Here is an 11,760-nt window from a genome sequence, read left to right on the forward strand (position 1 = left end):
ATGGAGCTCTGGATATTCGCCAGCATCGCAGCGGCGCTTTTTCAAACCGTGCGGTTCATGCTGCAAAAGGTGCTGAGCATGAATGTGCTGAGCACCGCAGGCTCGACCTTTGCGCGCTTTGCCTATGCTGCGCCGGCGGCCCTGCTGGCGACCGCGTTTTATATCTGGGGCCAGGATACGGCGCTGCCTGTCCTGGACCGCGCGTTCTGGTCCTATGCGTGGCTTGGCGCAGTTGCGCAGATCATCGCCACGGCCTGTATCGTGGCGTTGTTCCGGACGCGCAATTTCGCGGTCGGGATCACGTTGATGAAGACCGAGGTGATACAGGCCGCGATCATCGGCGTCCTGTTCTTCGGTGCGAAGGTATCGCTGGCCGGGTGGGGCGCGATCCTGATCGGACTTGTCGGGGTTGTGCTGCTGTCGCGCACTCCCGGCGTGCAAGAGAGCCTCTGGAAAGGCCTGAGCAGCCGCGCCACCGCGCTGGGCCTGGCATCGGGGTTCCTTTTTGCCATATCCGCGACCAGTTACCGTGCCGCATCGCTCGAGATCGCCAGTGAAGACCCGTTCCTGCGCGCAGGCGTCACCCTGACCTGCGTGACGGCATCGCAGCTGGTGGCGATGGCGCTCTGGCTGCGCTGGCGCGAACCGGGCCAGGTGACCGCCGTGTGGCGGGCGCGCAAGGTGGCGGTCTGGGTCGGGCTGACGTCGATGGCCGGGTCGTTCGGCTGGTTTCTTGCCTTCACGCTGCAGACCGCAGCCTACGTCAAGGCCGTGGGGCAGATCGAGCTGATCTTCTCGCTCATGGCATCGGTGCTGTTCTTCCGCGAAACGGTGACGGCGCGCGAACTTGTTGGGATCGGCTTTCTGGGATTGTCGATCCTGATCTTCGTCCTTGTCGTCTAGTCCCGCATCGGACGCCCATAAAGCCGCAGGAACAGGCTTTCCTCGTCGTCGTTGCGAAAGAACGGAACCGAGACCGGCGGCGTCGGATCGGCGGCGCGCGCCGCGACCTCGGCCAGGACCACCTCGGTGATGAAGGGCAGGTCGAAGCTGCGCACCTTGGCAAGCTCGATCCACTGAAGATGCGCCAGTTCGTCCGAGGCATCGGAGAAATCGTCGGGATCGGAGGCCAGATCCTCGGCGTCGAGCAGGAAGAACCGGGCATCGAACCGGCGCGGGCGCCCCGGCGGCGTGATGGCGCGGAAGACGAATTGCAGCGGTGCGGCGTTTGGCAGATGTCCCTTTGCGGCGAAGCTTTGCCAGTTCTCGGGCGGGGTGCCCGACCATCGGCCGGGCTTGCCAAGGACCTGCCCGGTTTCTTCCCACAATTCGCGGATGGCAGCCGCCGCAAGGGCCGGTGCGCGGTCGGCGGGGGCTTCGTCGATCAGGCGCCCGGCGCAAAGCGGAGACAACGGCGCGGCGAGGGGCACATGCATGTCTTCGGGGTCGACCGCGCCGCCGGGAAAGACGAACTTGTTGGGCATGAAGGCCGCCTTGGCACCGCGCTGTCCCATCAGGACACTGGGCGTATGATGACGGTCACGCAAAACGATCACGGTCGCGGCGTCGCGAATGGCGGTCTTGTCGATGGGTGGCGTGTCGGTCACCTGTGATCCTTTTCCCTGCGAAAGGATCAGGCCGCCCTGTCTGCGAACCCGTGCATGTATCGTGCCCACTGGAAGGCCACGATCGCCCCTTTCAATCTGGGCAGAAGGTAAAGCGTCAGAGCGACGCAGCCAACCGCGAAGATCGTGAAGAGTACCAGCGGCTCGGGGCGGAAATTTACGAAGACGATGTGCAGGAGCGGTGCCATGAGATGGCCGACGATCAGGATCGTCAGGTAGGCCGGCCCGTCATCGGCACGGTGGTGGTGCAGTTCTTCCCGGCAGACCGGGCAGGTGTCGCGCACCTTGAGATACCCCCTGAGCAAGGGGCCGCTGCCGCAATTGGGGCATTTTCCGCGCCATCCCTTGCGCAGGGCAGGCCATGTCGGCCGCTCGTCTTGAGTCGTCGTGTCTATGGTCATCGTATCGCTCTCCCACGCACAAGATGAGGGGCGCGCGCGTGGATGAACAGTCGCCAATCTGTCCTTGCGGCTGGATGTCGCAAATCACGGACCTGTGATGGGCCTCGGGCATTTCGGCCGACGGAACCGGAGAGCCGCACCGTGAAACGCAGTGGATGCCGAGACGGAAAGACAACGTCTCGGGCCACGGTTTGAAAGGTTCCGGCACCCAGACCGGACAAGAAAAGGAAAAGACATGACCAGGAACAAGCAGGTTTCGGCCTTGGTGATCGCCGCTCTTGTGGCCACCGGTGCGGCCTCCTCCGCGATGGCGCAGGACAGCACTCAGCGCAGCGAGCGCCGGGCAGAGATGTTCACGCAACTCGACACGGACGGAGATGGCGTCGTTTCGGCCGAGGAGTTCGCGAATCCGCCCAGCCGATTCGAGATCGCGGATACCGATGGAAACGGTGTCCTGAGCGCTGAAGAACTGACAGCGATGGGGCAGCAGCGCAATGAAAAGCGTGTTGCCCGGATGCTCGAACGGTTCGACGTCAACGAGGATGGTGCGTTGTCGCAAGAGGAATTCGCTGCGCGCAGCGGGCCCTCCCGCATGTTCGAACGCCTGGACGCCAATGACGACGGCTCCGTCAGTGCCGAGGAATTCGCGCAGTTGCGGATGAAGGAGCACGGCGGCAAGCGCGGCGGGTTCTGGGGCGGCAAGCGCCACGGCAGCAACTGACGCTCGCTTGCGGTCCTGAGCGGTGCGGGTGCATCGCTCAGGACCCTTGCCAGACGCGACCGAACCTCTTAGCCGCGCGGTGGAATGACAGACAACAAGACCGATCCTGCCGCCGAGGCGGCGCTGCTCGAGGCCTATGCTGCCGGTGACGCCGACGCGGCCAGGGCCTTGGCGTCGCGGTACACGCCGCTGGTTTTCGCGCACGCTTTCCGCATGCTCAACGATCGGGCCGAGGCGGAAGACGTGGCGCAGGACGCGATGCTGCGGCTCTGGCGGCAAGCGCCGGGATGGGATGCCGCTGGCGCGGCTTCGGTGCGAACCTGGCTTTACCGGGTGACGGCCAACCTGTGCATCGACCGGCTGCGCAAGACCCGGCCTGTCGGGCTTCCCGAGGAGCTCGAGATCGCCGATACGGCACCCGGCGCCGAGGCGCGGATGCAGTCCGAAGCGCGGCGGATGGCGCTGGACGAGGCGCTGATGCAATTGCCGGATCGCCAGAGACAGGCGGTGATGTTGCGACATATCGAAGGTCTGGGCAATACCGAGATCGCCCAGATCATGGACATTGGACCACGCGCCGTGGAAAGTCTCACCGCGCGTGGCAAACGGGCTCTGACTGCGCTTCTGAGCGGTCAGCGCAAGGATTTGGGGTATACAGATGACACGATCCAGACCTCCTGAAGACGATCCGCTCGAAGCGGCCTTTGCCGAGGCGCGTCACGCTTCGATCGACCTGCCTGACGGCCTGATGGCGCGGGTGATGTCGGATGCGATAGCCGAACTGCCCGTGCCGGACAGCCGACCTTTCTGGAAACAGGTCTTCGGCACGCTCGGCGGCTGGCCTGCGATGGCCGGGCTTGCGATGACGGCCTGCGTCGGCATCTGGGCGGGCGGCGCGTTGACCGACGATCTGATGCTGTCGCTCGTGCCCCTGGACAGTGCCGCGTTGGACACCGGGACCGGGCTTGGTACCTTCGATCTCCTGCTGGTGGACGGCTGACATGGCCGCTGCACCCAAACCCAAGGCGCCCCTCTGGATGCGCGTGACGCTGTTGGTCTCGCTTGCGGTGAACGTGCTGATCTTGGCGGCGGTGACCGGCTTCTTCCTCAGCGGCGGGCCGGATCGGCGGGCCGACCGCGACCGCGGCGATTTCGGCTCGTTCTATACGCGTGCGCTGAGTGATCAGGACCGCCGTGCGCTGCGGCGCGACTTCGTGTCGGGGCTGGAGCGACAGGGCCGGGACAGGGGCGCGTTCCTGGCCGATCTGCAGGCTACGCTCGACACGCTGCGCGCCACCCCGTTCGATCCGGAGGCCTTTGTCTCGGCGATGGCCGAGCAGTCCGACCGGCGCGCGCGCCGCGAAGACCTGGGCCGCCAGGTTCTTGCCAACCGGATCGCCGCGATGACCGACGAAGAACGTCGCGCCTATGCCGACCGGATCGAGGCACGCCTGTCCAACCTGGCGCAGCGGGTCCGGCGCTGACCGGTCGGGCTAGGACGCCGAATTGACGGCACGCGCCGCCACCCGTGCATCATCGTCCCGCGTTGCGATGTTGATGCGGTTGCGGCCTTCGTGCTTTGCGCCGTAAAGCGCGTTGTCAGCCGCACGGAGAAGATCCTGCGTGGACTTGCGGTCGCTTCGTGACGCCAGCGCAAGTCCGATGCTGATCGTGACGCGGACATGTGTGCCGTCATCGACCGCCGTGCTGCTGGCGGCAACGGTGCTGCGCAGACGCTGCGCCACGGATCGGGCCTGACCCGCGCCGACATCCGGCAGGACGATCAGGAATTCCTCGCCGCCGAAGCGACCGAGAAAGTCGCCCTCGCGGAGACTGGCCTTCAGGACCGCCGCGACCTGGGCCAGAACGACGTCGCCGGCCGCGTGACCGTGATTGTCGTTGACCGCCTTGAAATGATCGATGTCGACCATCAGGATGGCCATCTGGCGGGGATGGTCTGCCAGGCAGCGGTCCGTTTTCTGAAGGTATTCGCGGATCGCCAGACGATTGTTCAGCCCGGTCAGCGTGTCGGTATAGGCTTTCTCGCCAAGTTCCGTGGTCGCCTTGCGGGCGCGGTCCGCGTCGTGCTTTCGGCGGCCCAGTCGCTGGAGACGCACGGCCAGTTCCGGCCCCGTCACCGAAAGGGGCGCCTGATCATGCGCGCCCAGGTCAAGCGGCGAGGCTGTCCGGACCAGGCTGTCGGTGACGAACAGGATGCGGCTGTGGCGACTGGCCGGATGGGTGAGCAACGCGCCGAGCAGATCGCGCGCTTCGGGGCCGTGGCCGGTTTCGAACAGGACGTAGACGTCCGTCGTCGGGTCGGGTTGGCGCCGCGTGGTGGCGGCCGGAACGGTGCGCGCGTCGATCCCGAACCCGTCGGGCAGGGCGGCAATCCGGGCTTGCATGTCGGGCAGCGCGCCGAACGACACAAAGGTCGCGACGGTTTTCGGCAGAAAGGCGGCTGCGGGTTCGGCCAGCCCATGCGCGAGGTCGCGTCCCGCGGTGGTGGGCCTGTCCTCGACATTCTGCCGGATGCGCATGAAGTTGCGCAGGCGCGCCTTCAGATCGGCGGGGTCGCATTGGTCGTCGATCACGTCATGCGCCCCGGCATTGAGGGCGCTGACGCGGGCGGAATGGTTTTCGCGCGGGACAGCCACGATGATCGTCGTCAGCTGCGTCCGCGGATTGGCGCGCAGTAGCTTGCAGAAATGCCTCAGGCGCAGGCCCGGCAGGTCATCCGCCACAATCACCACATCGGGGACATCCTGGGCAATCCGCAGCAGGCCGTCGGTCTGTGTCTCGGCCAGATCGACCGCATAAGCCGCGGTATCCAGGTGCGCGCGCAGACGGATCCGGCGGTTGGACATGGCGTCGATGATGAGAACGTGACCGGACACGACAGCTCCGTTGGGGGTATCGGGCGTTAAGACCTTGCTCACCAATTCATTGCCGCTATTGGTTAATAAAGAGTTTGGGAAATGGCTAAAAATGGTGCTTTCGAAAGATGGTGCAGAGCAGGTCGCGCTTCAGGCGATTGCCTGGCTGGCGGGAAACGACGATCTCCTGCCGGTCTTCATGGGATCCACCGGTGTCGATGAAGACGCGTTCCGAAACGGGGTGGCCGACCCGGAGTTCCAGGCGTCCGTGCTGGATTTCATCATGATGGACGATGCCTGGGTGATCGCGTTCTGTGACGTGGCTGCCATCCCTTACGATCGCCTGATGCAAGCCCGCGCGGCGCTTCCGGGCGGGGCGCAGGTTCACTGGACATGACGCTGCGCCTGCCGCGCGATATCGGCGCGATCCTGTTCGACAAGGATGGCACGCTGTTCGATTTCGCCGCCACGTGGGAAGCGTGGACGGCAGGTTTTCTGGTCCGGTTGGCAGATGGCGACCGGGCGCGCGCGGGTGCGCTGGGTGACCTGATCGGCTATGATCTTGAACGGGCGCGCCTGGCGCCGGACAGTTTCCTGATCGCCGGAACACCGGAGGATCTGGTTGATGCGTTGCTGCCCGAGTTCCCCGACCTGTCGCGCCGGGACCTGTTCAAGCGCATCAATGACGAGGCGGCATCCGTCCGGATGGTCGAGGCAGTATCGCTGGCCCCGCTGCTTGACAGGTTGATCGGACATGGACTGCACCTTGGCATTGCGACCAACGATGCTGAAGGCCCGACGCTTGTCCATCTGGACACGGTCGGCGTGCGCGACCGGTTTAGCTTTGTCGCCGGCTCGGACAGCGGTTTCGGCGCAAAGCCCGAACCCGGTCAGCTCCGTGCGTTCTGCAACGCCATCGGCGTTCCGCCGGTCCGGTCCGTCATGGTCGGTGACAGTACGCATGATCTTGTTGCGGGGCGCGCCGCCGGGATGGCGACGGTTGCGGTGCTCACCGGGATGGCCGGGACGGATGATCTTGCCCCCTATGCCGATGTCGTGCTTCCGGATATCGGCCATCTTCCGGAGTGGCTTGGCCTGAGCTGACAGGGCTTGTGGCCAAAAGCGACGATAAGGGTCGTGTTCCGGCAGGAACAGCCCTCGCTGTGGTGCCTAGCTGAAGGGGTAACCCGGGAGGCGACCATGACCGAGGCCATCATACGCAAAAGACGCAATGGCGGACGCTCCGGTCATGCCGTCCGGCGCGGGTCGGCTGCGATCGAGCAATTGCCCTGGACCCTGCCGGTCAATATCGACCGTCCGACCGAACCGCTCAATGAAGACGGCGTCTTGCGCATCCATGACACGGCGATGGTGATCCTCGAAGAGCTTGGCATCGAGTTTCTCAATCCCAAGGCGGTGCAGATCCTCAGGGATGCAGGCTGTAGGGTCGCCGGCGAGAACGTCCGTATGGACCGCGACCTCGTCATGGAGCATCTGCGCAAGGCGCCGTCCTCCTTCAGCATCACGCCGCGCAATCCGGAGCGCCGGATCACCGTGGGCGACGGGCACATCCTGTTCGGCAATGTCTCGTCACCGCCCAGCTATTGGGACATGGAGGTCGGTCGCAAGCTTCCCGGCACCCGCGAGATGTGCCGCAATTTCCTCAAGCTGTCGCAGTATTTCAACTGCATCCACTTTGTCGGGGGCTATCCGGTCGAACCCGTGGATCTCCATGCCAGCGTGCGCCACCTCGATGTGCTTTATGACAAGCTGACGCTGACCGACAAGGTGGCCCATGCCTATTCGCTGGGCAAGGAGCGGGTCGAGGACGTGATGGAGATGGTGCGCATTGCCAGCGGTCTGAGCCATGCCGAATTCGAAGCCACGCCGCGGATGTACACCAACATCAATTCGACCTCGCCGCTCAAGCATGATTTTCCGATGCTCGATGGCTGGATGCGCTGCGCCGTGCGCGGGCAGGGCTTGATCGTCACGCCCTTTACACTGGCCGGGGCCATGGCGCCGGTGACGATGGCAGGCGCCGTCGCGCAGTCGCTGGCAGAAGGGCTGAGCGCAATCGTGCTCGCCCAGATCATCCGCCCCGGCGCCCCCTGCGCCATCGGGACCTTTACCTCGAATGTGGACATGAAATCCGGCGCACCGGCTTTCGGCACGCCCGAATACATGCGCGCGACGCAGATGACCGGCCAGATGGCGCGGTTTTACGGCCTGCCGCTGCGATCATCGGGTGTCTGCGCCGCGAACGTGCCCGACGGTCAGGCGATGTGGGAGACCGAACACAGCCTCTGGGCGGCGATCCAGTCGGGAAGCAACATGGTCTACCACGCGGCCGGGTGGCTTGAAGGCGGGCTGATCGCCAGCCCGGAAAAGTTCGTCATGGATTGCGAGGTGATCCAGCAGATGATCCGCTACATGGACCCGGCGATCTGCGATGTCAGCGATGACGGGCTGGGCCTCGAGGCGATCCGGGAGGTCGGCAGCAACGGGCACTTCTTCGGAACCAAGCACACGCAGGAACGGTATTCGACGGCGTTCTACCAGCCCTTCCTGTCCGATTGGAAGAACTTCGAGGCCTGGGAGGCGGCAGGCAGCATCTGGACCGCTGAACGCGCGCATGTCACCTACAAGGCGATCCTGGAAGATTTCCAGGCACCTCCGATGGACGAGGCGATAGAGGAAGAACTCGCCGCCTTCGTGGCGCGTCGCAAGGCCGAGGGCGGAGCCCCGACAGATTTCTAGAATTGTACGTGTTTGCCGGATTTTAAGACCATCCTGCCAAGCTGCGCGACAAGAAGAGGGCGCAGGCGATGCATGGATTGATCTTTCGTACGGTCGAAGCGTACGTATCGGACAGTTTCGGACCGGATATGTGGGCGCGGGCGATCGCACTGGCCGATATCGAAATCACGTCTTTCGAAGCGATGCTGCAATATGATGCGTCCTATTTTCCGCGCGTCCTGGATGGCTGTGCCAAGGCGCTGGAGCGACCACAGGCGATGATCCTCGAAGATATCGGTACCTATCTCATCACGCACCAGAACCACGCCTCGATCCGGCGCCTGATGCGGTTCGGCGGGCACAGTTTCTCTGAATTGCTCCATTCGCTTGGCGATCTGCCAGACCGCACGCGACTGGCCGTGTCCGGCCTGATCCTGCCACAGATCGACGTGCGCGAAGCGATTTCCCAGCGGTTCATCATCACCAGTTTCGGCTCGCCTTCGGGCTTCGGCCATGTTCTCGTCGGCTTGTTGCGCGCCATGGCGGATGATTACGGAACGCTGGCGGTGCTCGACCACCAAGGCACCCGCGATGGGGCCGAGACAATCGAAGTGGCGATTGTCGATACCGCCTTCGCCAAAGACCGCGGGTTCAGCCTTGCGGCTGGTGCAAAGGTCCGGACGGCATGATCTCGGCGCTGGATCTTCTGGCCAGGCTGCGACCGCTGCATGTCTGCGTCGGCAAAACGGGGCATATCGTTCAGGCTGGTGCAGGTCTGGGCAGGATCGGCGCGGGAGACGTTGTCGGTCGCCGTTTTCTCGAGGTTTTCGAAGTGGTGCGCCCCGTCAGGCCCCTGGACATGCCAGCGCTGCGGTCACTTGCCGGCGAGGTGCTGCGCCTGCGCTTGCGGACAGAGCCCGACATCGGTTTGCGGGCCCTCGCGATCGAGGATCAGGACGGTGGTGTGATCCTGGATCTGTCCTTCGGCATCGCCGTGATAGAGGCAGTGCAGCGTTTCGGACTGACCGCGCAGGATTTCGCAGCGGGTGATCTGGCCGTCGAATTGCTGTTCCTGCAAGAGGCCAAGTCAAGCGCGATGGCGGCGTCCTTCAGCCTGAATTCCCGGCTCAACGGGGCCCGCCTGGCGGCCGAGACCGACGCATTGACCGACGAGTTGACCGGTTTGCACAACCGGCGCGCACTGGAATCTGCGCTGACACGACTGCGGCATTCCGATACGGGCTACGCCGTTATGCATATGGATCTCGATCACTTCAAAGAGGTGAACGATACTCTGGGCCACGCCGTCGGAGATACGATTCTCAAGCGTGTGGCCGCGATCATGCGGTCGCAGACCCGCCAGGACGACCTGCTCGTGCGCATGGGCGGCGATGAATTTGCCATCATCTGCCCCGGTCTCACCGACACGCTTCGTCTGCGCGACCTGTCGCTTGGCCTGATCCACCAGACATCCAAGCCAATGATTGTCGATGACCAGGAGGCGCGGGTCGGCGCAAGCCTGGGGATTGCCCTGAAAACCCCCGACAGCCGCGTGGACCCCGCCGCGCTTATGGAACGGGCGGACGTGGCGCTTTATGCGGCCAAGCGGTCCGGGCGCGGGCGGTATGTCTTCTGGTCGCCCGATCTCGGGCAAAGCCTGTCGGATCTCGACCTTCCGCATGTCAGCCTCCGCAGTTGACATCCAACTCGCTTGCATGGCGGTCGGGCGTCGCGCAGTGTTCGCACCATGACAGTGATCCTTCGCCTGATTTTTGCGGCAAGCTTTTTCACGCTGGTCCTGGCCGGCAGCCCGGCTCCGGCGCAGTCCACGGATCAGCCGACCGGCATGATCGCGGTCGAGGACAGTGACGCCCAGGACGCCGCCATCGCCCGTCGCATCCGCGAGATTCTGGACGAACTGAATGGCTATGAGGACGTCACGGTCATGGTCAATGCCGGCATCGTCACGATGAGGGGCACTGCCCTGGACGGATCGGCGGTGGATCGCCTTGACGACATCGCGGGCCGCGTCGAAGGGGTCGTCGCGGTGGAAAACCGGGTCCTGGAAACCACGGATGTCGCGCAGCGACTCAACCCGGCGCTGGAGCGGTTTCGCGCGCGGCTCGAACAACTCGTCAATTTCCTGCCGCTGGCCGGTGTCGCAATCGCTGCCTTTGGCCTTGTCGTGCTCGTGGGTGTCCTGCTTGCGCGGATGCGGTATCCGTGGGACAGGCTGGCTCCGAACGCCTTTATCGCGGACATCTACCGCCAGATCATCCGCATCGCGTTCCTTCTCGGCGGTGTGGTCATCGCGCTTGATATCCTCGGCGCGACGGCGCTTCTTTCGACAATCCTCGGAGCGGCGGGGATCATCGGTCTCGCCATCGGCTTTGCGGTTCGTGACACGGTCGAGAATTTCATCGCGTCGGTCATGCTGTCGATTCGCCAGCCCTTTCGCCCGAACGACCAGGTTGAGATCGAAGGTGATATCGGCAAGGTGATCCGCCTGACGAGCCGAGCCACGATCCTGCTGAGCTTTGACGGCAATCATATCCGGATTCCCAATGCGACAGTGTTCAAGAGCAGGATCGTGAACTACACCCGCAACGACGAACGACGCTTTGTCATCGACCTGGGCGTGGCCTACGATACCGACCTTGTCCGCGCGCAAGAGCTTGCCTTGCAGACCGTGTCCTCCCTGCCGTTCGTCATTCCCGAGCCCGCGCCGGCGGTCTGGATCGAAAAGCTGGGCGACAGTGCCGTCATCCTTCAGGTCGCGGGCTGGATCCGGCAGCATGAAACCAGCTACCTGCGTGCACGCAGCGAAGCCTGGCGCCTCTGCATGGCCGCATTTGATCACGCAGGAATTGTCATGCCGGAAACCACGCTGCGCGTGGTCGGCATGGGCGTCACACCCAGCGACGTGCCGAACCAGCCCTCCGAGATCCACGTGAAGACCGCCACCAACGCGGCCGCCGTCGCGGCGGTGACCCAGACGATCGGCGATGTCGAAGCGGCGATGGACAAGGAATTGGAGCGTATCGTCGCGACCGAACGCGCCGAAAAACACAAGGACGATCTGCTCACGAAGGACGCCCCCGAAGAGTAAGAGATTTTTCGGTTTTAAGGGTCTTGATCCCGCTTCAATGGCGGCGTAAGTAGCGCCGCACGGTTGGGGTGTAGCCAAGTGGTAAGGCAACGGTTTTTGGTACCGCGTACCGCAGGTTCGAATCCTGCCACCCCAGCCAGTTCATCCTGACATCAGTATTGTAACCCCTTGTGGGGCCTCCAGGGCAGAAAATGCCCCCAAAACTGCCCCACTCGAAGGAGTTGTCCTGAGGCCAACGGGTCCTCTTTGTGGGTGGCTCTCACCCGGTTTCCGACGACACCTAACGACT

14 protein-coding genes and 1 tRNA gene are annotated in these 11,760 nt (G+C 64.0%); 12 read left to right on the forward strand and 3 right to left on the reverse strand.

The annotated features are described in order from the left end of the window. Positions 1 to 903 (forward strand): DMT family transporter, encoded by a 903-nt coding sequence (locus LCF60_RS18880; RefSeq protein ID WP_292293942.1) that lies wholly within the window; start codon positions 1 to 3, stop codon positions 901 to 903. Here the strand turns inward: LCF60_RS18880 and LCF60_RS18885 are convergent. Next, complete coding sequence (locus LCF60_RS18885; RefSeq protein WP_292293943.1) at positions 900 to 1,607, reverse strand: NUDIX hydrolase; 708 nt, start codon at positions 1,605 to 1,607, stop codon at positions 900 to 902. The genes LCF60_RS18880 and LCF60_RS18885 overlap by 4 nt on opposite strands. Positions 1,608 to 1,633: 26 nt before the next feature. Further along, complete coding sequence (locus tag LCF60_RS18890) at positions 1,634 to 2,026, reverse strand: DUF983 domain-containing protein (RefSeq protein WP_292293944.1); 393 nt, start codon at positions 2,024 to 2,026, stop codon at positions 1,634 to 1,636. 235 nt (positions 2,027 to 2,261) lie between these two features. Here LCF60_RS18890 and LCF60_RS18895 point away from each other — a divergent pair, with 235 nt between their 5' ends. The 4 genes from LCF60_RS18895 (at position 2,262) to LCF60_RS18910 (ending at position 4,231) form a co-directional block, all read left to right on the forward strand. Next, positions 2,262 to 2,747: an EF-hand domain-containing protein gene (locus tag LCF60_RS18895; protein ID WP_292293945.1), complete on the forward strand. Its 486-nt coding sequence runs from the start codon at positions 2,262 to 2,264 to the stop codon at positions 2,745 to 2,747. 84 nt (positions 2,748 to 2,831) lie between these two features. Beyond that, positions 2,832 to 3,428 carry a sigma-70 family RNA polymerase sigma factor gene (locus LCF60_RS18900; RefSeq protein ID WP_292293946.1) on the forward strand — a complete coding sequence of 199 codons (597 nt, stop codon included), beginning with the start codon at positions 2,832 to 2,834 and terminating at the stop codon, positions 3,426 to 3,428. Next, a complete protein-coding gene (locus tag LCF60_RS18905; protein WP_292293947.1) occupies positions 3,406 to 3,747 on the forward strand; it encodes a hypothetical protein in 342 nt (113 codons plus the stop codon). The genes LCF60_RS18900 and LCF60_RS18905 overlap by 23 nt, the downstream gene beginning before the upstream one ends. 1 nt (position 3,748) lies before the next feature. Next, positions 3,749 to 4,231, forward strand: coding sequence for a periplasmic heavy metal sensor (locus tag LCF60_RS18910; RefSeq protein WP_292293949.1), 483 nt, complete (start codon positions 3,749 to 3,751; stop codon positions 4,229 to 4,231). Between the two features lie 9 nt (positions 4,232 to 4,240). Here the strand turns inward: LCF60_RS18910 and LCF60_RS18915 are convergent, their stop codons facing one another. Then, positions 4,241 to 5,644, reverse strand: a complete 1,404-nt coding sequence (locus LCF60_RS18915) for a diguanylate cyclase (protein WP_292293950.1) — start codon at positions 5,642 to 5,644, stop codon at positions 4,241 to 4,243. Between the two features lie 91 nt (positions 5,645 to 5,735). Here LCF60_RS18915 and LCF60_RS18920 point away from each other — a divergent pair, with 91 nt between their 5' ends. The 7 genes from LCF60_RS18920 to LCF60_RS18950 all read left to right on the forward strand — a co-directional run bounded on the left by LCF60_RS18920 (position 5,736) and on the right by LCF60_RS18950 (position 11,610). Next, complete coding sequence (locus LCF60_RS18920; RefSeq protein ID WP_292293952.1) at positions 5,736 to 6,020, forward strand: DUF3572 domain-containing protein; 285 nt, start codon at positions 5,736 to 5,738, stop codon at positions 6,018 to 6,020. Next, the gene (locus tag LCF60_RS18925; protein ID WP_292293953.1) at positions 6,017 to 6,727 is read left to right on the forward strand and encodes an HAD family hydrolase; all 711 of its coding nucleotides are present in this window, start codon (positions 6,017 to 6,019) and stop codon (positions 6,725 to 6,727) included. Before LCF60_RS18920 ends, LCF60_RS18925 begins: the two co-directional genes overlap by 4 nt. 96 nt (positions 6,728 to 6,823) lie before the next feature. After that, positions 6,824 to 8,383, forward strand: a complete 1,560-nt coding sequence (locus tag LCF60_RS18930) for a trimethylamine methyltransferase family protein (RefSeq protein ID WP_292293956.1) — start codon at positions 6,824 to 6,826, stop codon at positions 8,381 to 8,383. A 68-nt stretch (positions 8,384 to 8,451) separates the two neighbouring features. After that, the gene (locus tag LCF60_RS18935; protein WP_292293958.1) at positions 8,452 to 9,051 is read left to right on the forward strand and encodes a heme NO-binding domain-containing protein; all 600 of its coding nucleotides are present in this window, start codon (positions 8,452 to 8,454) and stop codon (positions 9,049 to 9,051) included. Next, positions 9,048 to 10,061 carry a diguanylate cyclase gene (locus LCF60_RS18940; protein ID WP_292293960.1) on the forward strand — a complete coding sequence of 338 codons (1,014 nt, stop codon included), beginning with the start codon at positions 9,048 to 9,050 and terminating at the stop codon, positions 10,059 to 10,061. Before LCF60_RS18935 ends, LCF60_RS18940 begins: the two co-directional genes overlap by 4 nt. Positions 10,062 to 10,109: 48 nt before the next feature. Then, the gene (locus LCF60_RS18945) at positions 10,110 to 11,471 is read left to right on the forward strand and encodes a mechanosensitive ion channel family protein (protein ID WP_292293962.1); all 1,362 of its coding nucleotides are present in this window, start codon (positions 10,110 to 10,112) and stop codon (positions 11,469 to 11,471) included. A gap of 64 nt (positions 11,472 to 11,535) precedes the next feature. Continuing rightward, positions 11,536 to 11,610: transfer RNA gene (locus LCF60_RS18950), tRNA-Gln, on the forward strand. Positions 11,611 to 11,760: the final 150 nt, after the last annotated feature.

Source organism: Marivita sp., assembly GCF_020055635.1.
GTDB lineage: Bacteria > Pseudomonadota > Alphaproteobacteria > Rhodobacterales > Rhodobacteraceae > Marivita.

What these genes read in the sequence shown, in the direction of transcription:
- LCF60_RS18880 (WP_292293942.1), top strand. Translation starts at nt 1, where the DNA reads ATGGAGCTCTGGATATTCGCCAGCATCGCAGCGGCGCTTTTTCAAACC.
- LCF60_RS18945 (WP_292293962.1), top strand. Translation starts at nt 10,110, where the DNA reads ATGACAGTGATCCTTCGCCTGATTTTTGCGGCAAGCTTTTTCACGCTG.
- LCF60_RS18940 (WP_292293960.1), top strand. Translation starts at nt 9,048, where the DNA reads ATGATCTCGGCGCTGGATCTTCTGGCCAGGCTGCGACCGCTGCATGTC.
- LCF60_RS18910 (WP_292293949.1), top strand. Translation starts at nt 3,749, where the DNA reads ATGGCCGCTGCACCCAAACCCAAGGCGCCCCTCTGGATGCGCGTGACG.
- LCF60_RS18925 (WP_292293953.1), top strand. Translation starts at nt 6,017, where the DNA reads ATGACGCTGCGCCTGCCGCGCGATATCGGCGCGATCCTGTTCGACAAG.
- LCF60_RS18930 (WP_292293956.1), top strand. Translation starts at nt 6,824, where the DNA reads ATGACCGAGGCCATCATACGCAAAAGACGCAATGGCGGACGCTCCGGT.
- LCF60_RS18890 (WP_292293944.1), bottom strand. Translation starts at nt 2,026, where the DNA reads ATGACCATAGACACGACGACTCAAGACGAGCGGCCGACATGGCCTGCC.
- LCF60_RS18905 (WP_292293947.1), top strand. Translation starts at nt 3,406, where the DNA reads ATGACACGATCCAGACCTCCTGAAGACGATCCGCTCGAAGCGGCCTTT.
- LCF60_RS18920 (WP_292293952.1), top strand. Translation starts at nt 5,736, where the DNA reads ATGGTGCTTTCGAAAGATGGTGCAGAGCAGGTCGCGCTTCAGGCGATT.
- LCF60_RS18895 (WP_292293945.1), top strand. Translation starts at nt 2,262, where the DNA reads ATGACCAGGAACAAGCAGGTTTCGGCCTTGGTGATCGCCGCTCTTGTG.
- LCF60_RS18935 (WP_292293958.1), top strand. Translation starts at nt 8,452, where the DNA reads ATGCATGGATTGATCTTTCGTACGGTCGAAGCGTACGTATCGGACAGT.
- LCF60_RS18900 (WP_292293946.1), top strand. Translation starts at nt 2,832, where the DNA reads ATGACAGACAACAAGACCGATCCTGCCGCCGAGGCGGCGCTGCTCGAG.